The organism is Hyphomicrobium sp. (genome assembly GCF_036780825.1).
Classification (GTDB): Bacteria; Pseudomonadota; Alphaproteobacteria; order Rhizobiales; family Hyphomicrobiaceae; genus Hyphomicrobium_C.
Map to the genome: position 1 here is coordinate 1 of NZ_DAIQCD010000026.1, position 26687 is coordinate 26687.

Annotated in this window: 23 protein-coding genes; 10 read left to right on the plus strand and 13 right to left on the minus strand. The window is 64.7% G+C overall.

Translation table 11 applies throughout. The features are described from left to right. Positions 1–277: 277 nt before the first annotated feature. Together V7P99_RS10905 and V7P99_RS10910 are read right to left on the minus strand one after the other, a co-directional pair. Positions 278–1279, minus strand: a complete 1002-nt coding sequence (locus tag V7P99_RS10905; protein WP_333794847.1) for a tetratricopeptide repeat protein — start codon at positions 1277–1279, stop codon at positions 278–280. Positions 1280–1386: 107 nt separating this feature from the next. Next, complete coding sequence (locus V7P99_RS10910; protein WP_333794848.1) at positions 1387–2049, minus strand: glutathione S-transferase family protein; 663 nt, start codon at positions 2047–2049, stop codon at positions 1387–1389. Between the two features lie 107 nt (positions 2050–2156). Between V7P99_RS10910 and V7P99_RS10915 the strand changes: the two genes are divergently transcribed. Together V7P99_RS10915 and V7P99_RS10920 are read left to right on the plus strand one after the other, a co-directional pair. After that, positions 2157–3608 (plus strand): leucyl aminopeptidase family protein, encoded by a 1452-nt coding sequence (locus V7P99_RS10915; RefSeq protein ID WP_333794849.1) that lies wholly within the window; start codon positions 2157–2159, stop codon positions 3606–3608. Then, a complete protein-coding gene (locus V7P99_RS10920; RefSeq protein WP_333794850.1) occupies positions 3605–4546 on the plus strand; it encodes a C40 family peptidase in 942 nt (313 codons plus the stop codon). The genes V7P99_RS10915 and V7P99_RS10920 overlap by 4 nt, the downstream gene beginning before the upstream one ends. Before the next feature lie 41 nt (positions 4547–4587). On the opposite strand, the gene V7P99_RS10925 is transcribed toward V7P99_RS10920, so the two are convergent. Both V7P99_RS10925 and V7P99_RS10930 read right to left on the minus strand, forming a co-directional pair. Beyond that, positions 4588–5490, minus strand: coding sequence for a prephenate dehydratase (locus V7P99_RS10925; RefSeq protein WP_333794851.1), 903 nt, complete (start codon positions 5488–5490; stop codon positions 4588–4590). A 92-nt stretch (positions 5491–5582) separates the two neighbouring features. Continuing rightward, entirely contained in the window at positions 5583–6329 is a 747-nt protein-coding gene (locus V7P99_RS10930) for a 3-deoxy-manno-octulosonate cytidylyltransferase (RefSeq protein ID WP_333794852.1), read from the minus strand. A 318-nt stretch (positions 6330–6647) separates the two neighbouring features. On the opposite strand from V7P99_RS10930, the gene V7P99_RS10935 reads away from it, so the two are divergent. The 7 genes from V7P99_RS10935 (at position 6648) to V7P99_RS10965 (ending at position 16026) form a co-directional block, all read left to right on the plus strand. Then, a complete protein-coding gene (locus V7P99_RS10935) occupies positions 6648–7205 on the plus strand; it encodes a c-type cytochrome (protein ID WP_333794853.1) in 558 nt (185 codons plus the stop codon). A gap of 298 nt (positions 7206–7503) precedes the next feature. After that, positions 7504–9537 (plus strand): extracellular solute-binding protein, encoded by a 2034-nt coding sequence (locus V7P99_RS10940; RefSeq protein ID WP_333794854.1) that lies wholly within the window; start codon positions 7504–7506, stop codon positions 9535–9537. 31 nt (positions 9538–9568) lie between these two features. Further along, on the plus strand, positions 9569–11404 hold the full coding sequence (locus V7P99_RS10945; RefSeq protein ID WP_333794855.1) for an extracellular solute-binding protein: 1836 nt from the start codon (positions 9569–9571) through the stop codon (positions 11402–11404). Positions 11405–11453: 49 nt separating this feature from the next. Further along, entirely contained in the window at positions 11454–12566 is a 1113-nt protein-coding gene (locus tag V7P99_RS10950) for a microcin C ABC transporter permease YejB (RefSeq protein ID WP_333794856.1), read from the plus strand. 78 nt (positions 12567–12644) lie between these two features. Beyond that, the gene (locus tag V7P99_RS10955) at positions 12645–13808 is read left to right on the plus strand and encodes an ABC transporter permease (RefSeq protein ID WP_333794874.1); all 1164 of its coding nucleotides are present in this window, start codon (positions 12645–12647) and stop codon (positions 13806–13808) included. A 14-nt stretch (positions 13809–13822) separates the two neighbouring features. After that, positions 13823–15454 carry an ABC transporter ATP-binding protein gene (locus V7P99_RS10960; protein WP_333794857.1) on the plus strand — a complete coding sequence of 544 codons (1632 nt, stop codon included), beginning with the start codon at positions 13823–13825 and terminating at the stop codon, positions 15452–15454. Positions 15455–15570: 116 nt separating this feature from the next. Next, positions 15571–16026 (plus strand): hypothetical protein, encoded by a 456-nt coding sequence (locus tag V7P99_RS10965; protein WP_333794858.1) that lies wholly within the window; start codon positions 15571–15573, stop codon positions 16024–16026. Between the two features lie 40 nt (positions 16027–16066). Here V7P99_RS10965 and V7P99_RS10970 read toward each other — a convergent pair whose 3' ends face one another. The 8 genes from V7P99_RS10970 to V7P99_RS11005 form a co-directional block, all read right to left on the minus strand. Then, on the minus strand, positions 16067–16873 hold the full coding sequence (locus tag V7P99_RS10970; RefSeq protein WP_333794859.1) for a TrmH family RNA methyltransferase: 807 nt from the start codon (positions 16871–16873) through the stop codon (positions 16067–16069). Continuing rightward, positions 16870–17808 carry a class I SAM-dependent methyltransferase gene (locus tag V7P99_RS10975; protein ID WP_333794860.1) on the minus strand — a complete coding sequence of 313 codons (939 nt, stop codon included), beginning with the start codon at positions 17806–17808 and terminating at the stop codon, positions 16870–16872. Before V7P99_RS10975 ends, V7P99_RS10970 begins: the two co-directional genes overlap by 4 nt. A gap of 47 nt (positions 17809–17855) precedes the next feature. Beyond that, a complete protein-coding gene (gene aat, locus V7P99_RS10980) occupies positions 17856–18539 on the minus strand; it encodes a leucyl/phenylalanyl-tRNA--protein transferase (protein ID WP_333794875.1) in 684 nt (227 codons plus the stop codon). Between the two features lie 498 nt (positions 18540–19037). Further along, positions 19038–20381 carry an acetyl-CoA carboxylase biotin carboxylase subunit gene (gene accC, locus V7P99_RS10985; RefSeq protein ID WP_333794861.1) on the minus strand — a complete coding sequence of 448 codons (1344 nt, stop codon included), beginning with the start codon at positions 20379–20381 and terminating at the stop codon, positions 19038–19040. 91 nt (positions 20382–20472) lie between these two features. After that, on the minus strand, positions 20473–20961 hold the full coding sequence (accB, locus tag V7P99_RS10990; protein ID WP_333794862.1) for an acetyl-CoA carboxylase biotin carboxyl carrier protein: 489 nt from the start codon (positions 20959–20961) through the stop codon (positions 20473–20475). A gap of 64 nt (positions 20962–21025) precedes the next feature. Next, on the minus strand, positions 21026–21463 hold the full coding sequence (gene aroQ, locus V7P99_RS10995; protein ID WP_333794876.1) for a type II 3-dehydroquinate dehydratase: 438 nt from the start codon (positions 21461–21463) through the stop codon (positions 21026–21028). Between the two features lie 291 nt (positions 21464–21754). Then, positions 21755–22603 (minus strand): DsbA family protein, encoded by an 849-nt coding sequence (locus V7P99_RS11000; protein WP_333794863.1) that lies wholly within the window; start codon positions 22601–22603, stop codon positions 21755–21757. A gap of 66 nt (positions 22604–22669) precedes the next feature. Beyond that, on the minus strand, positions 22670–24067 hold the full coding sequence (locus V7P99_RS11005) for a M48 family metalloprotease (RefSeq protein WP_333794864.1): 1398 nt from the start codon (positions 24065–24067) through the stop codon (positions 22670–22672). A gap of 262 nt (positions 24068–24329) precedes the next feature. Between V7P99_RS11005 and V7P99_RS11010 the strand changes: the two genes are divergently transcribed. Further along, complete coding sequence (locus V7P99_RS11010) at positions 24330–25532, plus strand: pyridoxal phosphate-dependent aminotransferase (protein ID WP_333794865.1); 1203 nt, start codon at positions 24330–24332, stop codon at positions 25530–25532. Positions 25533–25776: 244 nt separating this feature from the next. Here the strand turns inward: V7P99_RS11010 and V7P99_RS11015 are convergent, their stop codons facing one another. After that, positions 25777–26361 carry a D-Ala-D-Ala carboxypeptidase family metallohydrolase gene (locus V7P99_RS11015; RefSeq protein ID WP_333794866.1) on the minus strand — a complete coding sequence of 195 codons (585 nt, stop codon included), beginning with the start codon at positions 26359–26361 and terminating at the stop codon, positions 25777–25779. Positions 26362–26687 lie beyond the last annotated feature (326 nt).

A 26687-nucleotide genomic window follows, 5' to 3' on the forward strand; every position in this document is an offset into this window, starting at 1 on the left:
CCGCCCTGCTGCCCGTCTTCTCCAGCCGCGAATGCGCAAACTACCTCATCAACGCCGGCTATGCGTCCGTACGAGATGAACAGGCTCTAGAGCCGTTCCTCGATTCCACTTAAACCGGTAGAGGACAAGCGGCAGCGGTTTCCTGAGGAAGCACCCTCACGCATCGCCTCCAATGCTGCCTACGCCAACGCCGAGCGGCTCCTGTTCCGCCGCGCAATGGCAATCGCATTGCGGAGACGAACAAGAAGCCATTCGCCGTTCAACGTGAGTGAGCGCGCTACTCGGCGCTGAAGAGGTTCGCGGCGCGGCTATCGGGAGCCGATGCGCCGGAGCTGTTTTCGATCGTGCTTGCGCGCAGTGGAGGAGCCGATGCGCGCGCCGCTTGCACCGGCGCGGGCGCCTTGGGTTTCACTTGCGCATCCGCCACGGCGGGCGCCCATGTCGCCATGGCGGGCGGCTCGCGGACCGGCGCGGCCGAAGGCGCCTGCTTCGCGTCGAGCTTCACCATTTGCCGGAGCAACGAGGCATTCGCCCGCGCATCCTCCGACGTCAGGTCCACCGAGGCGACGCGGGTGGCCTCGTCATATTTGCCCTGAAGGCCGAGGACGAGCGCAAGGTTCTGGCGCACCTTGACGCTTTCGGCACCCGTCGCCGAAGCCTGCCGCAAGAGCTGCTCGCCGCGCTCGGGCTCACCGCTCATCGTATAAGCGAGCGCGAGGTTGTTGAGCACCGACGGATGCTCCGGATTGAGCGCCTGAGCCCGCTCGTAGAAACCGATCGCATCCCGATAGCGTCCTTCCTTGGCGAGCGCCGTCCCACGCGCCAGCACGATGCGCCAGTCCGGGCTCGCGGGATCGTCGGCAAGCTCGAGAAGCTTCTTTGCAACGCTGACCTGATCAAGCTCGAGCGCAAGGCGGCCATAGTCGGCTGCCAGCTCGCGATTGGCGCCATGGATCAGCGAAGCCTGCTGCAGCACCGCAAGAGCTTCGCGCTTCTGGCCAATGAGCTTCAGATTGCGCGCGTAGAAGAGCGCCGCTTCGAGATCCTTCGGATTCTGAGCGTAGATCCGGCTCCAGTATTCGGCTGCCTCGCGCGGCTCGGTCGGCGCTGCCTCTCGCGCGGTCTGTTGCGGCGAGTCCGGCATTAGCGCCGCGAAAAGGCCCGCATCCTCGCCGCCGCCTTGTGCGCACGCCCCCAGCAGAAGGCTCGCCGTCATCGCAGCAAGAACGCCGTAGGAGCGACCCGGCTTGATCCGCGGCACGTCGCGATCGGCAGCCATCAACGTCTCCACTGCTCGTCTGTGACGGAATGCACGGGCGGATGCCCGTCGTGCCGTCACTTTCTGATACAGCGGTCAATAAAGCATTAACGGAGCACAACAATCCGTTAACCGGCGGCCTTGCCCTCACTCCGCGCGCCGTCGATCCAATCGGCTATCTCCGGCATGGCGAACAGCGTGTCGATGTAGGCGGCGGCCGTGCCGTCGTCGCCAAACGCGGCAAGGTCTGGCACATAGGTGCGGAAGCGGGAGGCCACCGGCGCATACATTGCATCGGCGATGGAGAAGCGTGAGAAGAGATAGGGACCTTGTGCGCCGAACCGCGCGCGGCAGTCCGTCCACAGCGACACGACGCGACGGATGTCCGCTTCCACCGGCCCGAGAAGGTCGTCCTTCGGCTCCGAAGCCAGGATTTTCATCGGGCAATGCTCGCGCAGCGCCTGGAAACCGGAATGCATCTCCGCGGCGGCCGAGCGGGCGACCGCACGGGCGTCATCATCGGCCGGCCACAAGTCCTTGTCCGCATGCCGCTCGGCCAGAAATTCCAGGATGGCGAGGCTGTCCCAGATCATGAGGTCCCCTGCCCACAGCACCGGCACTTTCCCGGCTGGTGAATGGGCCAGGATCTTTTCCTTCATGTCGGAGGCGCGCAGGTCGATGCCGACTTCCTCGAACGGAATGCCCGCCTGCTTGAGCGCCAGCCATGGCCTGAGGCTCCAGCTCGAGGTGTTCTTGTTGCCGATCACGAGTCGATAGCCGTCGCCTGCCATTCCGCGAGCCCTCTTGCAATTGAGTTTCCCTGCGTTGAAAGGGATAATGCCCCATCAGACAGGGCCCGTCCAAGGCGCCATTTCTTCCAGGACCAAAGAACACATTCATGACAGAGACCAATGCCGCGGCGAACACGCTGTCTCCAACCGATGTGCTAATCCTCCACGACACTGCGGACCCAAGCATTCCCATCCGGCTCGTCTCCGACGCCGCACCGGTCTCGGAAAGCGACGCGTTCGATGATGCGGCCAAGCGATGGCTCGAGGCGACACGCTTCACGAAGGCGGCAAAAAAGCAGGCGCTAATTCCTAACGGAGATGGCACCCTCGCCGCCGTCGCCTTCGGCCTCGGGAACGGCGCGGCGGGCGATCCCTCCGGCCCTTCCGAGCTTCTCGTCGGACAGCTCTCCGCAAGCCTGCCGCCGGGCCTCTACCATCTTGCCGAAGAGACGCCGCACGCCGCGCTGGCGGCCATCGCCTGGGGGCTCGGCGCCTATCGCTTCCGCCGCTACAAGAGCGGGACGCAAAACGGCGCGCCGCCGCGCCTCAAGATTCCCGCCGGCCTCGACTATCAAGCCATCGTCAGCCAGGTGGACGCGGTCTGGAAGGGCCGCGACCTCATCAACACGCCGGCCTCCGATCTCGGACCGGAGGAGATCGAGGCCGCCGCGGCACGCCTTGCGCGCGACCACGGCGCGACCCTCGAGAGCACCGTCGGCGACGAGCTTCTCGCTAAGGGCTTCCGCATGATCCATGCCGTCGGGCGAGCAAGTCCGCGTGCGCCGCGGCTGATTGATCTGCGCTGGCAGAAGCCCGGCGGTTCGGCTACGGCGCCGACGCTGACTCTCGTCGGCAAAGGCATCACGTTCGACACCGGCGGGCTCGACATCAAGCCGGCCTCCGGCATGCTGCTCATGAAAAAGGACATGGGCGGCGCCGCTACGGCGTTGACGCTTGCCGAGCTGATCATGAGCGCCGGCCTCGACGTTCGGCTTCGTGTCCTGATCGCCGCCGCCGAGAACAGCATCGCCGGCGACGCCTTCCGTCCGGGCGACGTGCTGCTGAGCCGCGCCGGCAAGACTGTCGAGATCGGCAACACCGACGCAGAAGGACGCCTCGTGCTTGCCGATGCGCTCTCGCTCGCCGACGACGAAGCCCCCGACAGCGTCCTCGTCTTCGCGACCTTGACCGGCGCCGCCCGCGTCGCGCTCGGCCCGGATTTGCCGGCCTTCTTCACGGACGATGACGCCTTTGCAGCCGATCTCGTCGCAGAGGCGGCCGCCGTGGGAGATCCGCTCTGGCGCATGCCGCTCTGGCCCGGTTACGAGCGTCATCTCGATAGCGAGATCGCGGACATGAACAACGTCTATGAATCACCCTTCGCGGGCTCGATCACGGCGGCGCTGTTCCTCAAGCGCTTCGTCTCGAAAGCGCGCCGCTTTGCGCACTTCGATCTCTACGGATGGCGTCCCGCCGCGCGCCCCCTCGGCCCCAAGGGCGGCGAGCCTCAGACGGCCCGCGCCATCTTCTCGCTGCTTGCGAAGGAACTCTCCGCATGACGGACGGGAAAGCTGGAAACGGACAGGAGGACGCGCCAGGCACCGGCGCGCAGCAGCGGCAACAGGCGTCACCTCTCGATCCGCGGCGCCACGCGGTGCGCCCGGACCTCGCCGCCCTCTCCTTGCGCAGTCAGGTGGCCGCGCCGCGCTACGCGGCCGGCATCGTCCGCCAGGTGGTCCGGCCGGCCGTGCCGCTCCGGCGCGAGCCGGACACGCGGCTCGGCCTCGCTACCGAAGCCCTTTATGGCGAGTTGGTGAAAGTTTACGACGAAGCGGACGGCTGGGCCTGGGTGCAGCTCGAGCGCGATCGTTACGTCGGCTACCTGCCCTCTTCCGCACTCACCGCCGAGATCATGCCCGCGACGCACCGCGTGGCGGCTCTCGGAACGTTCATCTATCCAACGGCCGACATCAAGACGACGCCCATCATGCACCTGCCGCTCAATGCCCAGGTGCGCGTCGCGGAATGGGGCGAGCGCTTCTCGCGCCTTGAGCGCGGCGGGTTCGTCATCACCCGCCATCTTGCCGAACGCGATCGCTTCGAGCGGGATTTTGTGGACGTTGCCGAGCGCCTGATCGGCTCCCCGTATTTGTGGGGAGGGCGCACCCGCATCGGCATCGACTGCTCGGGGCTTGTGCAGATCGCTCTTGAAGCGGCAGGCATCCCGGCCCCGCGCGACACCGACATGCAGGTCACGGAGCTCGGCCAGGCCATTCCCATTCCTGCGGACTTCGAGGGACTTGTACGCGGCGATCTTATCTTCTGGCCCGGGCATGTCGGCATCATGAGCGACGGCATCATGCTCGTGCACGCCAACGCGCATCACATGGCCGTCGCCGCCGAGACCCTGCCCGAAGCCTCCAGCCGCATCGCGCGGCAATCGGCGCCCATCACCGCCATCCGCCGCATCACGCAGCGCGCCACGGAGAACGCATAAGCGAAGCGAGCGGGTTCCGCGCACATAACGCGTGAAGCACTCTAGCGGCCGTTGCCGATCGTACCGATCGGCGGCGCTGCGGCGCGCGCAGCCTCGATCCTGTATGGGCTCGCGGGATAAGTTCCGAGCACGCGCACTTCGTTCGAGAAGAACGACAGCTCCTCAAGCGCAAGCTGAACCGGCCGCTCTGCCGGGTGGCCTTCGATATCGGCGTGAAACATGGTGGCGTTGAAGGTGCCTTCGAGCTGATAGCTCTCGAGCTTCGTCATGTTGACGCCATTCGTCGCGAATCCTCCGAGCGCCTTGTAGAGGGCCGCCGGCACGTTGCGCACACGGAACAGGAACGTGGTGATGACCGGCTGATCCTCGTCGGGCTCGGCATCGTCCGGATCCTTGGCGAGGATGAGAAAGCGCGTCGTGTTGTGCGCCTCGTCCTCGATGTCGGAGCGTAGCACCTTGAGACCGTAGATCTCGGCGGCGAGCGAGGTTGCGATCGCCGCCAGCGTCGGGTCGTTCTGCTCGGCGACGAGGCGCGCGGAGCCCGCGGTGTCGGCCTCCGGAACGGGCGTCAGACCCAGCGTGCGCAGCGTCTTGCGGCATTGGCCAAGCGCCTGCGTATGGCTCATCGCTTTCTTGATGGTCTCGAGAGACGCCCCGGGCACAGCCATCAGCTGGTGGCGGACCCGAAGGAAATGCTCACCCACGATGTAGAGATTGGCGTTGGGAAGAAGGTGGTGAATGTCCGCCACACGTCCCGCGACCGAGTTCTCGATCGGGATCATCGCATAGAGCACGTCGCCGGACTTCACGGCCGCCAAGGCGTCCTCGAAGGTCGGATGCGCGACGGGCTCGAAGTCAGGATAGACCTCGGCCGCGGCAATGTGCGAGTTGGCTCCCGGCTCGCCCTGGTAGGCGATGCGTGAGGCAGGGCGTTCTGTGGGCATGTGCAGCGCTCGTCGATGAAGGACAGAAGGAAGCCGGTCTCAGGCGCTTGCGTCGGGCGTCTGATGCGGGCGAGGAAGGACGATAAGGAACGTCATGCCCGATGCGCCGTTCTGATGAGCTCGCGGGCCCGCTCGAGATCGGCCGGAGTATCGACACCGAGTGGAACGGTGTCAACGACGGCCACATCGATCCGCATGCCGTCCTCGAGGGCGCGCAGCTGCTCCAGCCGCTCACGCATCTCGAGAGGAGACGGAGGCAGCGAGACAAAGCGCTCGAGCGCCGTGCGCCGGTAAGCATAGAGCCCGATATGATGGTAGTGCGGACCATCGCCATAGGGAGCCGTGGCGCGTGTGAAATAGAGCGCGCGCAGGCGGCTCGGCTCGGGGAGCGGCGTTCCCACGACCTTCACGACGTTCGGGTTTGTGCGCTCGCTCGCGTCCGAGATCTCGGCTGCAAGCGTTGCGATATGGGGGCCCCTAGCTTCGAGCAGAGCCGCGCAGGTGCGGATCAGGGCCGGATCGATGGTCGGCAAATCTCCCTGCAGATTGACGACGATATCGGTCTCGGCGTTGGGATCGACGCGGTTCAACGCCTCGAAGATGCGGTCGGAGCCGGATGCGTGATCGGGGCGCGTCATCAGCGCCTCCCCGCCCGCGGCCCGGACAGCGTTGCAGACCGCATCCGAATCGGCTGCCACGACGACGCGTCCCATCTCCGCGGCGTGAGCCTGCCGCCAGACGCGCACGATCATCGGCTCGCCCTCGATATCGGCGAGCGGTTTCTCGGGCAGCCTGGTCGAGGCCATGCGCGCCGGAATGATGATCAATGCTCTCATCATCGTGATGTCGCCCTCGCTGCTCTCGGAGGCCTCCCGACGTGTGGGCGTGTGGAGGAGACGTTCCGTGACGGAATGTGACGCGATTCGGGCGCCGGACCGGCCAGCAGCCGCGATGCCGTCGGCCGGCGCACACTGAAATGAGCTGTAGACCGCCGGAACGCGGGGTTGCAAGGCGGGGCCGGCATCTTGTAGATGCGTTCATGAGAAATACGCCCGCTGACGATCGGCCCAACCCGGTACTTGCTCCGGCGCGGGGCGCAGCGTTATGAAGGCGTGCTCGATTGAGGATGGGCGAAAAGCGGTTGCAGGGTGGATGGGATGCTGGATTCATTTGAGCTGAGCAAGATCGCAGGGGGCGTGCTGTCAGCGCTGCTCGTCATTTTCCTCCCGAAAGCCCTCATCGACATCGCGCAGCAGCCCCACGGCGAGGTCACGGGCGGCTACACGCTTCCGGCGCCGGCCGAGACGGGCGAGGCCTCCCCGGAGGGCGGCGCCGCGGCGCCTGCCGCGTTCGATCCCGCACAAGTTGTGGCGGCACTGCCAACCGCCAACGCCGACAACGGCGCCGCAACGTTCAAAAAATGTCTCGCCTGCCATTCGGCCGAGAAGGGCGCCGCGAGCAAGGTTGGGCCGAACCTTTGGAATGTCGTCGGCCGTCCACACGGCTCCGAAGCCGATTTCAAAGGCTACTCGGAAGCGATGAAGACCAAGGGCGGCGACTGGAACTTCGCTGATCTCGCATCCTTCTTGCACAAGCCCAAGGAGTGGCTGCCCGGCACGAAGATGATCTTCGCCGGCGTCTCGGATCCGGCCGAGCTTGCAGACCTCATCGCCTACATCCGCACGCTTTCGGATAACCCCGCGCCGCTCCCGTAAACCGGCAGAGGCCTACGGCGGCCGGAACGGCCCCATCGCACCCGCCTCGTCCTCCCGGGTTCGGTGCGCTGCCACGCGTCCGGTCCCGCCTGCCCGCGGCATGGCCCGTAGACTTCGCTCATCGGGAGCCTTCGCGCTCGAGCTTGCCGATCTTTAATCCGAAACCTAGAGAAGCCATGCTAGGAACTGAGCTTTCCTGGAGGTCGGCGCGCTTCCCCGGCGGCGGTCTCGTGGGGGCGGCCCTTTGCGATGTGGACCCGCTGCCCCCTCCTTCTCCTCATAAGGGACGGTCGTGACGATGGCAGCGGAACACAGGGTTTACCGGCACGCGATTCCCTCAGTCTCCGCGTTTGCAGGCCTCGCCATGGCCGCAATCTTCGCCTCGAGCGCGCTGGCCCAGGATGCCGGCACGCCGCAGCCGGCCGAGTCGGCAGAGCCGATACCCTCCGCACAAACGACACCTCTCACCCCAGAGGCTGGCGAGCCGGTCCGCCGTCATGCATTGTCGCTCATTGGCGAGCCGAAGTTCGGCCTCGACTTCAAGCATTTCGACTGGGTCAACCCGGATGCTCCGAAGGGCGGCGTCGTCCGCTTCGCGACGGAAGGCACCTTCGACTCGCTCAACCCGTACTCGATCAGGGGCGTGCCCGCAGGCGCCGTCGGCATGATCTACGACTCGCTGATGACCGGCAGCCCGGACGAGGAATCAGCCGAATACGGCCTCATCGCCGAATGGATTTCCTATCCGCCCGACTACTCATGGGCGAAGTTCGGTCTTCGGCCCGAAGCGCGCTTCCATGACGGCACGCCGATCACGCCCGAGGACGTCATCTTCAGCCTGGATGCGATCAAGAAGGCGCATCCGATGTACGCCCGCTATTACAAGAACGTGGTCAAGGCCGAGAAGACCGGCGAGCGCGAGGTCACCTTCACCTTCGATATCACGGGCAACCGCGAGCTGCCGCAGATCCTCGGCCAGCTCACCGTGTTCCCGAAGCACTTCTGGGAGGCGACCGGCCGCAACGGCGAACCGCGGGATCTTGCGAAGAGCACCCTTGAGGTGCCGCTCGGCTCGGGACCGTACAAAGTGAAATCGGTCGATACCGGCAACCGGATCGTGCTCGAGCGCGTCGCCGACTACTGGGCCAAAGATCTTCCCGTCCGCATCGGCCAGTTCAACTTCGATGAATTGAGATTCCAGTATTTCCGTGAGCGGACCGCGGCCTTCGAGGATTTCAAGAGCGGCCGCGCCGACTTCTGGCGTGAGAACACCGCGAGCGCATGGGCGACGCAGTTCGATTTCGACGCCATCAAGAAGGGCTGGGTGAAGAAGGAGGCGATCCCGACCAAGGGCGTCGCACGCATGCAGGGCTTCGTGTTCAACACCCGCCGCGACAAGTTCAAGGACCGGCGCGTGCGCGAGGCATTCAACTACGCCTTCGATTTCGAAGAGCTGAACAGAAGTGTTCTGTTCGGACAATATACGCGCGTCGCGAGCTACTTCGACAATTCGGAGCTAGCGGCCAAGGGGCTGCCCGAAGGGCGCGAGCTCGAGATCCTGAAGCCGTTCGAGAAGGACCTTCCGCCGGAGGTGTTCACCACCGAATGGAAGAACCCCGTCTTCGCCTCGCGCGAGGACCTGCGCAAGAACCTCGCCGAAGCCATGCGCCTCTTCAAGGAGGCCGGTTGGGAGGTGCGCCAGGAAGAGGTCGACGATCCCGATTGCGGCGTTTTCTGCAAAGCGGCGCGCGCCGTGGGCCTCGGCTCCGCCCGCACCGAAACCGTGCTGCGCAACGCCAAAGGCGAGCCCTTCACGGTGGAGTTCCTGCTCGGATCGGACGCCTTCCAGAGGCACGTCGCGCAATACATCTCGAACCTCTCCAAGATCGGAGTTAAGGCGAACGTGCGCGTGGTCGACCCCGCTCAGTACGAGCGTCGCGAGACGACCTTCGATTTCGACATCATCGTCGACAGTTTCCCGCAATCGATGTCGCCGGGCAACGAGCAGCGTGACTTCTGGGGCTCGGCCGCGGCCGATCAGCAGGGATCGCGCAACACCATCGGCATCAAGGATCCGGTGATCGATGCGCTCATTGAGCAGCTCATCCTGGCGAAGGACCGTGACGAGGTGGTCGCCCACACACGCGCCCTCGATCGCGTCCTCCTGTGGGGCTACTACCTGGTGCCCCAATGGTACAATCCCTACGAGTGGATTGCGACGTGGGACATCTTTGGCCGGCCGGAGAAGCTGCCGTCTCTGACGAGCGCGTTCACGCAGGTGTGGTGGGTCGATCCTGATAAGGAGAAGGCGCTTTCCGCGCAGCGGAAATAACGGGGGGAGCCACGTGCTTGGCGGAGGTGGGATGAGATATTTCGAAGCGGCGCGCCTTGGCACCGCAGCCTGTCTGGCCTTCGCGCTGGCATTCGGATTGCCCGTTTCCGCCGGCGCAGAGCCGCGCCACGGGCTCTCGGTTTTCGGCGATCTCAAATACCCCGCCGGCTTCAAGCATTTCGATTACGTCAACCCGGACGCACCGAAGGGCGGGCGTGCCTCGCAGATCGGAACCGCAGGGCTCACGACCTTCGACAGCTTCAATCCTTTCATCCTGAAGGGTGATGCGGCCCAGGGCATGACGCTCGTGTTCGACAGCCTGATGGCACGCGCCCTCGACGAGCCGGACGCCGTCTACGGACTCGTCGCGGAAACGGCGGACGTGGCGGCGGACGGCATGTCCGTCACCTTTAAATTGAGGCCTGAGGCCAAGTTCGCAGACGGCAGCCCCGTCGCCGCAGAAGACGTCGTGTTCTCGTTCGAAACCATCAAGGCGAAGGGCCACCCGGCCCTCGCCATGCCGCTCCGCGATGTCAAGTCGGCGGAGGCGCTCGATCCCGCCACCGTGCGCTACACGTTCGAGGGCACGCTGGTGCGCGATCTGCCGATTACGGTGGCCATGCTCCCGGTGCTGTCGAAGGCCTATTACACGGCCAACGAGTTCGACAAGACGACGCTCGAGCCGCCGCTCGGCTCCGGCCCCTACAAGGTCGGTCCTTACAAGGCCGGAACCTACGTCACCTACATCCGCCGCCCCGACTACTGGGCCAAGGACCTGCCGGTGAACGTCGGACAGAGCAACTTCGACGAGCTGCGCTTCGAATACTACCGCGACCGCTCGCTCGAGCTCGAGAACCTGCTATCGGGCAACTTCGACTTCCGCGAGGAGTTCACGTCGAAGGACTGGGCCGGCGGCTATAACGTGCCGGCGGTGAAGGACGGCCGCATCAAGCTGCTCACCATCCCCGACGAGCGTCCGTCCGGCGCGCAGGGCTTCTTCATCAACACGCGGCGCGAGAAGTTCAAGGACGTGCGCGTACGACAGGCGCTGAACTACGCCTTCGACTTCGAGTGGAGCAACAAGAACCTCTTCTTCGGGCTCTATACGCGCACCGCGAGCTATTTCGAGAACTCCGATCTCAAGGCGAGCGGCATGCCGTCTCCCGAAGAGCTGGCGCTTTTGGAACCGTTCCGCGACAAGTTGCCCGAAGCCGTGTTTGGCGAGGCCGTCTCTCCCCCGGTGACCGACGGCAGCGGCAACAACCGCGCACAGCTGCGCGAGGCCGTGCGACTGCTCAACGAGGCGGGCTGGCAGCAGACGCCGCAAGGCTTGCGCAACGCCGCCGGGGAGCCGCTCTCGATCGAGATCCTGATCGAGTCTCCGGCCTTCGAGCGCATCGTCGCGCCCTACCTCAAGAACCTCAAGGCGATCGGCATCGACGCCACCATGCGGCGCGTCGATGCGGCCCAATACGAGCGGCGCATGAAGGATTTCGACTTCGATCTCACGACGCAGCGCTACGCCTTGAGGCTTACGCCTGGTATCGAGCTCAAGAACTTCTGGGGCTCGCAGGCCGCCGCCACGACGGGCAGCTTCAACCTTGCCGGCATCGCCGATCCGGTGCTCGACGAGCTGATCGACAAGGTGGTTGCCGCCAAGTCGCGCGCCGAGCTCGTCGCCGCCACGCGCGCCGCCGACCGCGTGCTGCGCGCCGGATACTACTGGGTGCCGCAGTGGTATAAGGGTGCGCACAACCTTGCCTTCTGGGACAAATTCGGCTGGCCCGAAACGAAGCCCAAGTATGAGCGGGGCGCGCTCGACACCTGGTGGTATGACGCCGAGAAGGCCGCGAGGCTCAAGCGATAGCGACGGGTGCGCCGAACGCGCATCTCGCACATGAGGCTATGATCGAACGATGGGTGCTTATCTCCTCAAGAGACTGCTTCTGATCGTGCCAACCATGATCGGCATCATGCTGATCAGCTTTGTGATCATTCAGTTCGCACCCGGTGGGCCTGTCGAGCAGATGATCGCCAAGCTCACGGGCAGCGACACGTCGATCTCTGACCGGATAGGCGGCGGTGCGCGTGACACGCTTGGCGGCGGCAACCAGCTCGGCCACGGCGCCGGCGACAGCGTCACCTCGAAGTACCGCGGCGCCCAAGGTCTCGACCCCGAGTTCATCAAGAGCCTCGAGAAGCAGTTCGGCTTCGACAAACCCGCACACGAACGCTTCCTGCTCATGATGAAAAACTATCTGATGTTCGATTTCGGCAAGAGCTACTTTCGCGACGTGTCGGTCATCGATCTGATCAAGGAGAAGCTGCCGGTCTCCATCTCGCTCGGGCTCTGGATGACGCTGATCACCTATCTGATCGCGATCCCGCTCGGCATCCATAAGGCCGTGCGCGACGGGGAGCGCTTCGATACCTGGACGAGCACGGTGCTCGTCATCGGCTACGCGGTGCCGGGCTTCCTGATCGCCGTGCTGCTGCTCATCGTGTTCGCGGGCTCGTCGTTCTTCCAGATCTTCCCCTCGCGAGGCCTCACCTCCGACAACTGGGACCAGCTTTCGCTCATCGGCAAGGTGGCTGATTACTTCTGGCATCTCACGCTGCCGATCATCGCCATGGCGCTCGGCGCCTTCACCACCATGGCCTTCCTGACCAAGAACTGCTTCCTGGACGAAATCCGAAAGCAGTACGTGATCACGGCGCGCTCGAAAGGGCTCGGCGAGCGCGAGGTGCTTTACGGGCATATCTTCCGCAACGCCATGCTCCTCATCATCGCCGGCTTTCCGGCAGCATTCGTCAGCGCGTTTTTCTCGGGTTCCCTTCTGATCGAGACCATCTTCTCTCTCGACGGGCTGGGGCTTCTCGGCTTCGAATCCGCGATCAAGCGCGACTATGCCGTGGTGTTTGCCACGCTCTATATCTTCGCGCTGCTCGGACTTGTGGTGAACGTGGTCACGGATTTCGTCTACACGCTGGTCGATCCGCGCATCGACTTCGAGAGCAGGGAGGTCTGAGCCTTGGACGCCCGCCGCGAAGAAAGCGTTGAGCAGGAGGTCAGGACCGATCTGGTACGGCCGCCGCTCTACACGCGCATGCTGCCACGGCTCAAGCTGTCGCCGATCAACGAGCGCCGTTGGGAGAACTTCAAGGCCAACCGGCGCGGCTACTGGAGCCTCGTCATCTTCCTCGCGCTGTTCTTCGTGACCCTCTTTGCGGAGCTGATCGCCAACGACCGGCCGCTGATCGTGAGCTACAAGGGCGAGACGCTGTTCCCGGTGCTCGTCGATTATCCGGAATCGAAGTTCGGCGGCTTCCTCGCCGTGACCGACTACCGCGATCCCGTCATCATCGACGAGATCCAGGCTCACGGCTGGATGGTCTGGCCGCCCATCCGCTATTCCTACGATACCATCAACAAGGACTATCCGAACCGCGTCGATTCGGAGGGCCGATGCACCATCGAGCGCGACGGCGTCGCGCATCAAGGCGGCCTCGGCTACCCGGCGCCGCCGCAATGGGCAGCGCGAGCCAAGCTTTGCGACGCGCCGCCCGACCAGATGGCCCGCTATCTCGCCATCGGAAACTGGAACTGGCTCGGGCTCGACAACCAGGGCCGGGACGTGATGGCGCGGGTCATCTATGGCTTCCGCATCTCGGTTCTGTTCGGCCTCATCCTCACCATTCTCTCGAGCGTGGTCGGCGTCGCGGCCGGCGCTGTGCAGGGCTACTACGGAGGCTGGCTCGACCTTGGCATGCAGCGCTTCCTCGAGATCTGGGGCAACATCCCGACCCTCTACGTGCTGATCATCATCGCGGCCGTGCTGGTGCCCGGATTCTGGACCCTGCTCTTCGTGCTGCTCGCTTTCCAATGGACGAGCCTCGTCGGCGTGGTGCGCGCCGAGTTCCTGCGCGCGCGAAACTTCGAATATGTACGCGCCGCACGCGCTCTCGGCCTCTCGAACTTCACCATCATGTGGAAGCACGTTCTGCCGAACGCGGCCGTCGCCACGGTCACCTTCATGCCGTTCCAGCTCTCGGGCTCGATCACGACGCTCACCTCGCTCGATTTCCTAGGCCTTGGCCTGCCGCCAGGATCGCCCTCGCTCGGCGAACTGCTCCTTCAGGGCAAGGGAGACCTCGGCGCGCCCTGGCTCGGCATGAGCGCGTTCTTCTCGATCGCGATCATGCTGTCGCTGCTGATCTTCATCTTCGAGGGTGTCAGAGATGCGCTCGATCCCCGCAAGACCTTCGCTTAAGGAGCCGAAGCGCCATGTCGAGGGAAGTGCTGGTCAACGTCAAAAACCTGTCCGTCGCGTTCCGCTCGGGGGGCGTCACGACCACGGCGGTGAAAGGCGTCTCGTTCCACATCAACAAGGGCGAGACGGTGGCCCTCGTCGGCGAGTCCGGCAGCGGAAAATCCGTCTCCGCGCTCTCGATCCTGCGCCTGCTGCCCTACCCCTCGGCCTCGCACCCCTCGGGCGAGATCTTCTTCGAGGGAAGGGATCTTCTTGAAGCATCGGATGCGGAGCTGAAGCGCACCCGGGGCGGGCGCATCTCGATGATCTTCCAGGAGCCCATGACATCGCTCAATCCGCTGCACTCGATCGAGCGGCAGGTCGGCGAGATGCTGCGCCTGCATCGCGGGCTGAACGGCGCGGCACTTCGGGCGCGCATCGTCGAGCTTCTAACCAAGGTCGGCATCACCGAGCCGGAGAAGCGGCTCGACGCGTTTCCACATCAGCTTTCCGGCGGACAACGACAGCGCGTCATGATCGCCATGGCGCTAGCCAATGAGCCGGACCTGCTCATCGCCGACGAGCCGACGACGGCGCTCGACGTAACGATCCAGGCGCAGATCCTCGAGCTGCTGCGCGATCTCCAGCACGAGATGGGCATGGCGATGCTCCTCATCACGCACGACCTCGGCATCGTGCGCCGCATGGCCGAGCGCGTCTATGTCATGCAGCGTGGCGAGATCGTCGAGGAGCAGCCGACGGAAGCTCTGTTCACCTCGCCGCAGCACCCCTACACGCAGCACCTTCTCGCCGCCGAGCCGAAGGGCGAGCCGCCTGGGTTCCACGCCGGCGCCCCGGTCATTGCCGAGACGACGGATCTCAAGGTGTGGTTTCCGATCAAGCGCGGCTTCCTGCAGCGGACCGTGGACCACGTGAAGGCGGTCGATGGCCTCTCCGTCAAGATCCTGGCCGGGCAGACGGTCGGCGTCGTGGGAGAATCCGGCTCCGGCAAGACAACGCTCGGGCTCGCGATCCTGCGGCTGATCTCGTCCGAGGGACCGATCGTCTACATGGGCCAGCGCATCGACGGCCTCTCATCAAAGGAGATGCGGCCGCTCCGCCGCGAGATGCAGATCGTATTCCAGGACCCATACGGCTCGCTCTCGCCACGCCTCTCGATCTTCGGCATCATCGAGGAAGGGCTTCTGATCCAGAAGCCGGAATGGAACGAGGCCCAGCGGCGCGAACGGGCGGCCGCAGCTCTTGAGGAAGTCGGGCTCGACGCCTCCGCGCTCGACCGTTATCCGCACGAGTTCTCCGGCGGCCAGCGCCAGCGCATCGCGATTGCCCGCGCCATGGCACTCGAGCCCAACTTCATCGTGCTCGATGAGCCAACGAGCGCGCTCGACATGAGCGTGCAGGCGCAGATCGTCGATCTGCTGCGCGAGCTGCAAGCCAAGCGCAATCTCGCCTACGTGTTCATCAGCCACGATCTCAAAGTCGTGCGCGCGCTCTGCAACTACGTGATCGTCATGCGCAATGGCCGCGCCGTCGAGGAAGGCCCCGCCGATGAGATCTTCACGGCGCCGAAAGAGGCTTACACGAAGGCGCTGCTGGCGGCGGCTTTCGATCTCAAGGTTGCTCACCGGGCAGCGGTCGCCGGCTGAAGGATCGCAACCATCGGCCGCTGCGATCCCTGCTGCTCACTGACGCACGCGCGTCCTTGAGGGCGCCGGAATTTTGAGAGATCTTGCCCGCTCACTCCTTGCGCAGGCTTCGTTCCATGGCCCCGATTTCAGAAGATCTCCGGCAGCCCTCTCTCACGGCGACGATCGAGCAGGTCCGTTACTGGGCGCCGACGATCGGCGACGTGGCGCACATCTCGGAACACGGCGAGGATGGAGAGGGCTGGATACTCTCGATCATTCCCCACGCTATAGCAGCCTGCCCGGTGAGCCTGGCGCTGCGGGAGGATGGCCGCTTCGACATCGTCCTCGCCGGAGAGACCTATCCCGCATTCGCATTCGATTCGCCGGATCGGATCGTGCCGTTTCTCGAGTGCATCGTCGCGGGCCAGGTCCTGCAGCGGCATTGGATCAGCACGGCCACGGGCATCCCCCAGGGCATCGAAACCTTGGTGCGCCTCGGCGCCGGCCTTCGCTTTCACAACGGAGCAGAGCCAGTCGACGGCATCGAATACCGCGACCGGCATTTCCTCCCCTATCGGCGACGGCCGTAAAGGCGCCGTCGTGTCGACACAGGTCCGACTTGCGGCGCCATCAGATCTTCAGCGCATCGCCGCGGATCTGATAAAGCGTCAGCGCTGTGGCGACCGCAAGGTTGAGGCTGTCGAGCTTTCCCGCCATCGGGATCTTGACGAGCCGCGAGCAGGCCCGCGTCAGGCTGTCGGAAAGCCCCGGCCCCTCGCTTCCCATGACGAGCAGCACAGGCCCCTTGTAGGCCGCATGCCGAAAATCTTCATGCGCATCGAGATGCGTGCCGACAACGTCCCCCGTCCACTCCGCGCGCCACGCAAGAAACGCCTCGCGCGTGGTCTTCACGAGCGGCACGGCGAACACCGATCCCATCGTCGCCCGCACCGCCTCGCGCGAATAGGGATCGCATGTGTTGCCGATCAGAATGATCCCCTTCACGCCAACCGCATCCGCCGTACGGATGATGGTGCCGAGATTGCCGGGGTCGCGGATCTCTTCCAGCGCCAGCCAGCAGTCTCCGCGCCCCGCCGTGCGCGGCAGTTCGGTCCAGCGCTGCTGGAAGACGCCGAGCATCGTCTGCGGATTGTCCTTACCGGAGATCTTGCCGATCACCGCCTCGGAGACTTCGAGCACCTCCGCTCCTTCGCGAAGCGCCCAGTCGTTGAGGGCGCGCGTCATCGGAGTGCCTGCCGACGCGGACTGATAGACGAGGCTCGTCGGCACAAAGCCAGCTTCGCGCGCGGTGACGAGGATCGACACGCCTTCCGCCACGAACAATCCCGTCTCGCGGCGCACCTTGCGCATCTCGAGCGCGCGGATCGCCTTGATCCTCTCGTTGGAGAGGCTCGTGATAGAGCGCACCTCCCTCATGACGCCCACCGCACGAAGAGAGATGTCGGCACCACAGCGCCCCCGTCTCGGGCCGCGAGCGCAAGCTCGCCCGCGGAGAGGCGTCCGCCGCGCTCCGCCAGAACGTCGGCCGCAAGTTGCTCGAACGCCAGCGCAGAGGCGCGGATGGCATAGACCGTGAGCACCAGCGACGCCGAGTCCGTCGCCAGCAATTGCGCGGCGTTGCGCATCAGGGCCGGCAGTCCCTCGAACAGATCCCACACCTCGCCATCAGGGCCACGGCCGAACTTCGGCGGATCGATGAGGATCGCGTGGTAGGTCTTGCCGCGCCGCACCTCGCGCGCCACGAACTTGGCCGCATCCTCGAGAATCCAGCGGATCGGCGCATCCGCGAGATGCGAGGCCACCTTGTTCTCCTTGGCCCATTGAATGGCCTTCTTCGATGCATCGACGTGGGTCACCTCCGCTCCCGCGTGCGCGGCGAGCAGCGAAGCAGCGCCCGTATAGGCGAAGAGATTGAGCACACGCGGCCGTTCGCCCCGAACGCGCCGGATCTGCTCCTGCATCCACTCCCAGTGCGGAACCTGCTCCGGGAAAAGGCCCACATGCCAGAGCCCTTGCAAGCGGCATGTGACTGCCACGTCGCCGACGCGGACCGGCCAGCTCTCAGGCACCGGCTTGTCGATACGCCACTTGCCCTTTTCCTCGTCGTCGGCCGATGGCGAGAACACGGCGTGCGCCTCTTTCCAGACTCCGGCCGGCCGCCGTCGCTGCCACAGCGCCTGGGGTTCCGGCCGATCGATGACGATCTTGCCAAAGCGCTCGAGCTTGCGCCCGTTGCCGCTGTCGATCAGCGCGTAATCCTTTGGCCCCGCGGTACGGATGAGCTCCAGCCCCTCGGCTCTCGCCAGCACACGCCCGCCCCGTTCGGCTCTTTGCCCGTCGCTTCTGCTCACGTTTCGGATGGATCCCGCGTTTTGGGGCGCGATAGGGCAGAGCCGCCTCAGCGGGTCCTGCCCTGCGCCTTTTCAATGATTTCGAGAATGTCGGTGCCCGAAGCATCGAGCGGGAGTCGCATGAAATCCGCGGGCTCTCCGAGGGCGTCGTCGAGGTAGCGATGAAAATCGTCGCGATTGATCTCGATGGTGCCGAACTGGCGCAAATGGTCGGTGACGAACTGCGTATCGAGGAGCGTGAACCCGCCCGCGATCAGCCGACCCGCCAGATGCACGAGCGCGATCTTCGATGCGTCGCGCATATAGGAGAACATGCTCTCCCCGAAGAACACGCCGCCGAGCGCCACGCCGTAAAGGCCGCCCACGAGGCGCTCTTCGTCCCACACCTCCACCGTATGGCAGTGCCCCAGCCGGAACAGCTCCCGGTAGAGCCCGCGGATACGGGTATTGATCCAGGTGGAGCGCCGCCCGGCCCGCTCGGCCGCGCAACCTTCGATGACCCCTTCGTAATCGGTATCGATGGTCACCCGCAGCGATCCCTGCCGCACCGTCCGCGCGAGCCGCCGCGGGATGTGCAGATTATCCAGCGGAAGGATCCCGCGGTGCTGCGGCTCGATCCAGTAGAGAGCCGGATCGTCGGCGCTCTCGGCCATGGGAAAGATACCGCAGCTATAGGCCTTGAGCAGGACCTGCGGCGTGATCTCGATCATGATGTCGTCGCGCGACGCCATCAGTGAACACTCCTGGCTCGGCGACAGCCTGGCCGTTTGGGTCCGAGCGATCTTGCCGGACAGCAAGGGTCAGAGCATTCGCATCGAGAGCTGAAATAGACTCCCGGACAAGAACTTAGAGCTTGTTCGCACGAGATGCGAGTAGCAAGCCAGCAACCCGAGCCGGAAACGGTATCCAGATCAAAAGAAGGAGCGTCCGGGATAGCCCTCCGCCCCGCGCGCTGTCACGCCGCCGGGTCTCCGAGACCATGGACCCGCCCGCCGGGCGATCGAGGCCCTGAATGGAGCGTTGCGCGCAAGCACCCCGATCCGAATGGTCGCCACCAGGGAGCCCGTAACCGATAGCCCGCAGCCAACCCAAACCGGGTCGGCTCTAGCTGCTTCCGGAAAAGTGGGAACCGGTCATTGCGGAGCCATGCGCGCCGAGTGTCCGAAACGAAGACCGATCAAACAAGGAACTTGGAGCCGTTCCCCGATTCCACTTAAACCGGAACGGCTCTAATTGGTCCCCGCGAGATATTTCTCGAGCCAATGGATGTCGTACAGCCCGTTGGCGATGTCGGGCTGGCGCACGAGTTCGCTAAACAGCGGTATCGTGGTTTCGATCCCGTCGATGACGAACTCGGACAGCGCCCGGCGGAGCCGCATCAGGCATTCGTTACGAGTCTTGCCGTGCACGATCAGCTTGCCGATCAGGCTGTCGTAGAACGGCGGAATACGGTAGCCGTGATAGACGCCGCTATCGACACGCACCCCGAGGCCGCCCGGCGGGTGCCAATAGGTGATCTGTCCCGGAGAGGGGCGGAAGGTGCGCGGGTTCTCGGCGTTGATGCGGCACTCGATGGCATGGCCCGAGAACGTGATCTCCTCCTGCTTGTAGGAGAGGTTCGCGCCCGAGGCGACACGGATCTGCTCGAGCACGAGATCGATGCCGGTAATCTGCTCCGTCACCGGATGCTCGACCTGGAGCCGCGTGTTCATCTCGATGAAGTAGAATTCGCCGTCCTCGTAAAGGAACTCGACCGTGCCCGCGCCGCGATATTTGATCTTGCGCATGGCCGCGGCGACGATCTCGCCGATCTTCTTTCGCGAGGCGGCATTGAGCGCGGGAGACGGGCTTTCCTCGAGGACCTTCTGGTGGCGCCGCTGCAGCGAGCAGTCTCGCTCGCCGAGGTGGATGGCGTTGCCACGCCCATCGCCAAAGACCTGGATCTCGATGTGCCGGGGCTTCTGCAGGAACTTCTCGATATAGACGGAATCGTTGCCGAACGCCGCCTTGGCCTCGGAGCGGGCCGTGGCCAGGGCGAGGCCTAGATCAGCCGCCGAATGCGCCACTTTCATGCCCCGTCCCCCGCCGCCGGCAGTGGCCTTGATAAGGACCGGGAATCCAATCTCCTTGGCGATCTCCATCGCCTGCGCTTCGGTCTCGACCGCGCCGTCTGAGCCCGGAACGACGGGGATCCCGAGCTTCCGGGCCGTCTCCTTGGCTTCGATCTTATCGCCCATGATCCGGATGTGCTCGGACGTCGGCCCGATGAACGTGATCGAATGCTCCTCGAGGATCTCGGCGAAGCGCGCGTTCTCGGAAAGGAAGCCGTAGCCTGGATGCACGGCGTCGGCGCCGGTGATCTCGCAGGCGGCCAGCAGGCGAGGAATGTTGAGATAACTGTCGCTTGCCGGCGGCGAGCCGATGCACACGCTCTCGTCCGCAAGCCGCACATGCATGGCGTCCGCGTCCGCCGTCGAATGCACGGCGACGGTGGCGATGCCGAGCTCCTTGCACGCGCGCTGGATACGCAGCGCGATCTCACCCCGGTTGGCTATCAGAACCTTATCGAACATTGTTGTCGCGGCAACGGTGAGCGGGGCTGCCGGCAGCGGAGAGAGCTCTGTCTCGCCTCTGCCTGCGGCTCGCAGCCTGCTGCCCTTCTCCCTATTCAATGATCACCAACGGCTCTCCGAACTCGACCGGCTGGCCGTTCTCGATCAGAATGGCCGAGACGGTTCCGGCGCGCGGAGCGGGAATCTGGTTCATGGTCTTCATCGCTTCGATGATGAGCAGCGTATCGCCCTGCTGGACACGGCTGCCGACCTCGACAAACGGCGGAGCCTTGGGGTCCGGCGAGCGGTAGGCCGTGCCGACCATCGGTGACTTGACCGCACCGGGATGCTTCGCCGGATCGGCTGCGCCCGCTGCTGGGGCTGGCTCCGGCGCGGAAGGCGCCGGGGCGGCCACAGGCGCGAACGGCACCGGCGCCGAAGGAACGGACGCCGCAACCGAAAGCGAGCGAGCCACCCGGATCTTGAGACCGCTTTTCTCGATCTCGATTTCAGAAAGCCCCGTATCGTTCAGGAGCTGCGCCAGCTCCCGGATAAGCTGCTGCTCCCCACTCGGCTTTTCGGCCTCGTCTTTCGCCGTCATGCGCGCTAGCCCTTTCCCTTTCGGCTTCTTGTCGCTGTGCTTGGTTTTCTTGTTCACGGGAGACCTACGTCACAAGCCCCGCCATGGCTTCGAGCGCAAGCTCGTAGCCCGGCACCCCCAGGCCGCAAATAACGCCCTTCGCAGCGAGCGACACATAGGAGTGCTGACGGAATGTCTCTCGTCGGAAGATGTTGGACAGATGCACCTCGATCACCGGTAGCTCGGCAGCCGAAAGCGCATCCAGGATACCGATCGACGTATGCGTCAGCGACCCCGCATTGAGAATGATACCCGACGCAGCCTCCCGCGCCTCCTGAATCCATCCGATCAGCTCGCCCTCATGGTTCGACTGGCGGAAGGCCACCGCGAGGCCAAGCGTTGCCGCGCGCGCTTCCACCCGCACGCGCACGTCGTCAAGCGTGTCGCGGCCATAGATCTCAGGCTCGCGAAGGCCGAGCATGTTGAGGTTCGGGCCGTTGAGGACAAATACCGGTTTGGCCATGGACAAGATCGGACTGAGGATGTCGGGAATTTTCGCCTTGCCTCGCAGGTTGTCGCCCGCGAGCACGAGGAAGGCCCCGCGTGGGGAGCCTAGCAAGGCTTCCTATCAGCTTTAACGCACGCGCGAAAGGAGGCCAAGCCAAAGGTTGCGGCAGAGCCGATCTCGGCCCTGCCAGGCAAAGCGTCTCCCGAAAAATGGGAGCCGATCGTCCGGCTGCTCAGCCTGCGGACTGCGCTCCACGGATCCGCCACGCACCGGACGCCGGCCCGCTACGTTCCTGGAAGTCACGCCTCAGCAGTAGGCGCACCCCTCTTTCCGCAGCTCGGCAACATGCTCCTCGAGAACGTCGAACAGGTTCTCCGGTGCTCCTCCGATCGCCCTGTCGCCGACGAGGAAATGGGGCGTGCCGTTGATCTGGAGCGTCTGCGCCAGCGCCTTGACCCGGTCCAACTCGGCCTTCACCTCGGGAGAGGCCATGTCCGCCTTGAGCTTCGCCATGTCGAGTCCGTGCTTCTCGGCAACCTTGAGCCCCACGGCCTCATTGACGAGGCCCTTGGTGGAGATCAGGTCGCGATGCACCTCCCAGTACTTGCCTTGCATGCGCGCCGCCAGGGCAACGCGGGCCGCCTGCTCGGACTCATCCCGCAGGATGGGGAATTCCTTGAACACGACGCGGACGTTCTTGTCCTTCTCGATGAGCTTTAGGATCTCGCTGAAGCCGCGCTTACAGTAGCCGCAGTTATAGTCGAAGAACTCGACGACCGTGATGTCCCCGTTCGGGTTGCCCGCCACCGGCGCGTTGGCTGCGCGGTAGATCTCCTTAGCGTGCTCCGCCACGAGCGACTTCGTGCGCTCCATCTCCTGCTGCGCCATCTTGACCTCGAGGGCCGTCTGCACCTCGAACAAGATTTCTGGATTCTGCACGAGATAATCTTTCACGATCGTCTCGATCGCGCTTTTCTGGTCCGCCGAGAAGGCAGCGGAGCCGGCCGCCGCAGCCGGAGCCGCCGTACCGCTTTCCTGCTGCGCATCGGCCTGCACGAACCAGACGCCGCCGACCAGCAGCAGCGGGGCCAGAATGAGGGCGGCAAGCCTCGCGCGCGGGAATGCGCTCGGCGTATGAGAACCGGATTGCGTCATGAATGCTCCATGTCCTGGCCTCTGCCGGACGGTTTGTCCGCCCGCATGGGAGATAAAGAGGCCGCCTCAGCTCTGAGGCTTGTAGTTGATGATGTCGTCGGCCTTGACCCAATCGGGCGAGCCGGCCTTCAGCCCCGCTTGCGCCCGTTTGGCAAACTCCTGCGCCTGCTTCAAGGCACCAAAATAAAAAAGACCCTGCGCGCGCGCCAGTTCCGATTGGGGCAGCATGCCTTTGTCATAATAGGCCTGTCCGAGGGTGTTGTAAGCCGTGGCGTTATCCGGCTCCCGCTGCACAGCCTTGCGCAAGAGCCCGATGGCCTCGTCCGAATACTGCCGCTCCTTGGTCTGCAGCAGCGCCTGAGCGAGCTGAACGCCGACCAGCGGCGCATCGCCCTTATGGAGTTGCAACGCCTTACGCAGCGGCGCGATGGCCTCCTTCGGGCGGCCGGCCTTCTGCAGGAAGTCGCCCTTCACTTCCCAGAAATATGGATTGTTCGGCTGCGCCGAGATCAGTCCGTTGATACCGGCAAGGCCCTGCTCGAACCCACCGGCGCCTTGCCGGAACGACGCGATCGTTCGCGCATAGCGCGCCGGCAGGCTGGTGTTGGAAGCCGGATACCTGTTGAACACGAGCGTGGGGGCTTCCATATAGCCCGACAGCTTGGCGCGCATCATGTCATGCCGATGCTGCAGCTCGGGCGGATCCTTCTTGTTGTAATACGGACTGGTCTCGACGATCTGGCGCAGCCGCGCCAGGCGGTCCGTCGCCACCGGGTGCGTGCGCGCGAACGCGTCGCGATGCGCGTCGGAGAAGAGCTCCTGCCCGGCGAACCGCTCGAACGTCGCCAGCATGCCGCGACCGGATTGCTGAGTTGCATTGAGATACTTGAGTCCGGCCTGGTCGGCGGCCGATTCCTGCGAGCGCCGCTCGGCTGTCAGGCCGCGCATGATGAGCTCGTTTCCACCCATCATGACGCCCTGCCCGGCGCTGCCGATCTCGCGTCCGGTGTCGCCGCCCGATGCCGCACCGCCGATCATGGCGCCGATGCCGAGAAGCTGAATGAGCAGGGCCCGGGTCTGATCCTTGGCGATGCGCGCCCTGAGCGCCGCCATGTGCCCGCCCGCGATGTGGCCTGCCTCGTGCGCGAGCACGCCGATCACCTCGTTCGGCGTCTCGGCCTGCGTCAGCGTTCCGGTGTGCATGAACACGTTGCGTCCGTCGATGACGAACGCGTTAAAGGATTCGTTGTTGACGATCCGCACGGTGACGCGCCCCGTGCCGAGCCCCGCCGCGCGGAAGATACCCTGGGAATAATCGTTGAGCAGCAGCTCGATCTCGGTATCGCGGATGAGCGGAAGCCCCTGGGCCTCGGCACGCTTGGCCGGCAGCAGGCCGAGAATCAGCCCGGCGGCGAGACCGAATACCGAAATGCGAAGAGAGAATCTCGAGGTCGATATTGTCATTCTGCTAGATCGTCCGGTTTGCTCGCGCGGTGCCGTCAGAAGTCTCGATCAAAGCGTTAAACGGTCACGGCGCGCCGGTCAAAGCGAGTTCGGCATCCCCGGCGCGGAAGCCGGCACCGGAGCATATGGCGCTGCGTGAAAACTGCGGTAGATAGAGCGTTAGAACCGCGTTTCGCGGTCCATGGGTCCGTTTCAATACGGCCAAACAAAGGCGCTCGCGGCGCGCGCCCTGCAGTAACACCTTTGGTTAGGTTTCGGAGCGATGACACAAGAAAACCCCGCCCGTTTCGTGGCTGCGCCCCGGAAGGAGCGCGCCCCCGCCGCGCGGAGCGACATTGCAAGCTTCATCGTCATGGACGTCATGCGCGCTGCCGCCGAGCTCGAGGCCAAAGGCCGCTCGGTCATTCATATGGAGGTCGGGCAGCCCGGCACGCCGGCGCCCGCGGCCGCCCTCGCCGCGGCCCGAAGCGCACTCGACACCGAGACGCTCGGCTATACGGCCGCGCTTGGCATCGACCGCCTGCGCGAACGCATCGCGCAAGACTATCAGGTGCGTTATGGTGTCGACGTCGACGCGGAGCGCATCATCGTGTGCACCGGCTCGTCGGCCGCATTCCTGCTCGCGTTCCTTGCCGTCTTCGACGCCGGCGCCAACGTCGCGCTCCCCTCACCCGGATACCCTTGCTATCGCCACATCCTGTCGGCCCTCGGCTGCCGCTCTCCCCTCATCGAGACCGGTCCCGAAACACGCTGGATGCCGACCCTCGACGCCGTGGCCCGGCTCGATGCAGAGGTCGGCCTCGACGGGCTCGTGATCGCAAGCCCCGCCAATCCGACGGGCACCATGATCGAGCCGCCGCGCCTTGCCGAGCTGATCCGCTACGCCGATCGCCAGGGCTTCTGGTACATCTCTGACGAGATCTACCACGGCCTCACGTACGGAATGCCCGCCGCGACGGCACTCAGCGTCTCGAACGAGGCCATCGTGATCAACAGCTTCTCGAAGTATCACGCCATGACCGGCTGGCGGGTCGGCTGGCTCGTGGTGCCGACGTCCCTGGTCCGTGTCATCGAGCGCCTGCAGCAGAACCTGTTCATATCGGCGCCGGCCGTTTCTCAGGTTGCGGCGCTTGGCGCGTTCAACGGCACGGCCGAGCTCGAGGAAAACCGCGCGACCTATGCCAGGAACCGCGCCCTTCTGCTCGAGGCGCTTCCCGAGGCTGGCCTCTCCGCCCTCGCCCCTGCCGACGGCGCCTTCTATCTCTACGCCGATGTCTCCGCCTATACGGACGACTCGCGAGCTTTCGCGGCCGCCATGCTGGAGGAGATCGGGGTTGCCGTAACGCCGGGGCTCGACTTCGACGAGGCGCGAGGCCACCGCTTCTTGCGCTTTTCCTACGCCGGCACCGAGGCCGACATGGCCGAAGCGGCGCGCCGCATCAAAGCCTGGCGCCTTAGAGCCTGATCGTTTGAGATGGACGCGAACACGCGCCCACTGACAACGTGAACCAGTCTCTCAAACAAAAACCTAGAGCGCGATAAGCGCGTGCGCTCATAAGGGAAGGGGGCGCTAGAGCCGTTCCAGTTGAGGTGGAAATCGGGGAACGGCTCTAAGTTTTTGTTTGATCGTGCTTCTTCTCGGAAAACAGGGTTCCCACTCCGGAAGCACTCTAGGCGCCCCCTCCTGAAGTCCGGATCGGTTCCGCGGCTCAGCCCTTGCGTCCGCCGGCACCGAGCGACACGAAGCGCGGTCCGATGTCCACATGGATGTGGCTCATCCGAGCATAGGTCATCGTGCCACCCGTGGTGTGATTGGCGCGCAGCCAGCTGACAATTGCCTGCTTGCGGGATCCCGCGTCGAAATCCACCGCGAGCCCGAAGCCATGCTTCGAGGGCTTTCCGCTACCCGCGATCCGCGCACCGGGACGGCAGGTGGAGATCACCTTGACGGGTCCGAACTTGGACTCGATCCGGGCCAGCAGTGCCGCGGCCGCGGGCTTGAGGCAGGCGCGGGACGCCGTAGCACCGCCGCGCGACGGAGCCGCCGTCATGGCGCGCCCCGCAAGACGCGCCTTGCGGCCCACCGGCGGCAGGCTCTTCCTCTTGGCGGTTTTCGTTGACTTGCCCTTGCGCGCCTGAGTCTTCGTGCGCTGCTTTTGGGTTTTGGCCAGTGGACGCCCGTCACGCTCGTAAAGCGAGCTCGTGGGGCCCGTATCGATGCGCGCTGCAGTCGGACCTGCGAAGACGGCCCCCACGGCCAGTGCCACCGCGGCGGCAAAAATCGGCTTACTCATAGAAGACTCCCTTGATGTCCCATTAATTCCGGGGCGATCGAAGTAGAGCCGCAGCAGAGCCGGCTCTTTGCCCGGAAGATGTAAAGTCGTCCATGGGATCACTGCCTCGAGCAGGCGAAGTACATCCGCATGACGTCATGCACTGATCACGGCGTCGCTCAGCGAAGGGCAGTCTCTGATGTCGACATCCCCCCGGATCTTCGGCATGACGGCCGGGCAAACATCAGCCGGCGGTGGTCAAAATGAGGCAGGACTGGGGCAATGGGCAGCCTGTTTGTCGCAGGCCGCCGCGCGGCTGGTTGAATTTTCAGATGAAATTCGTGCCC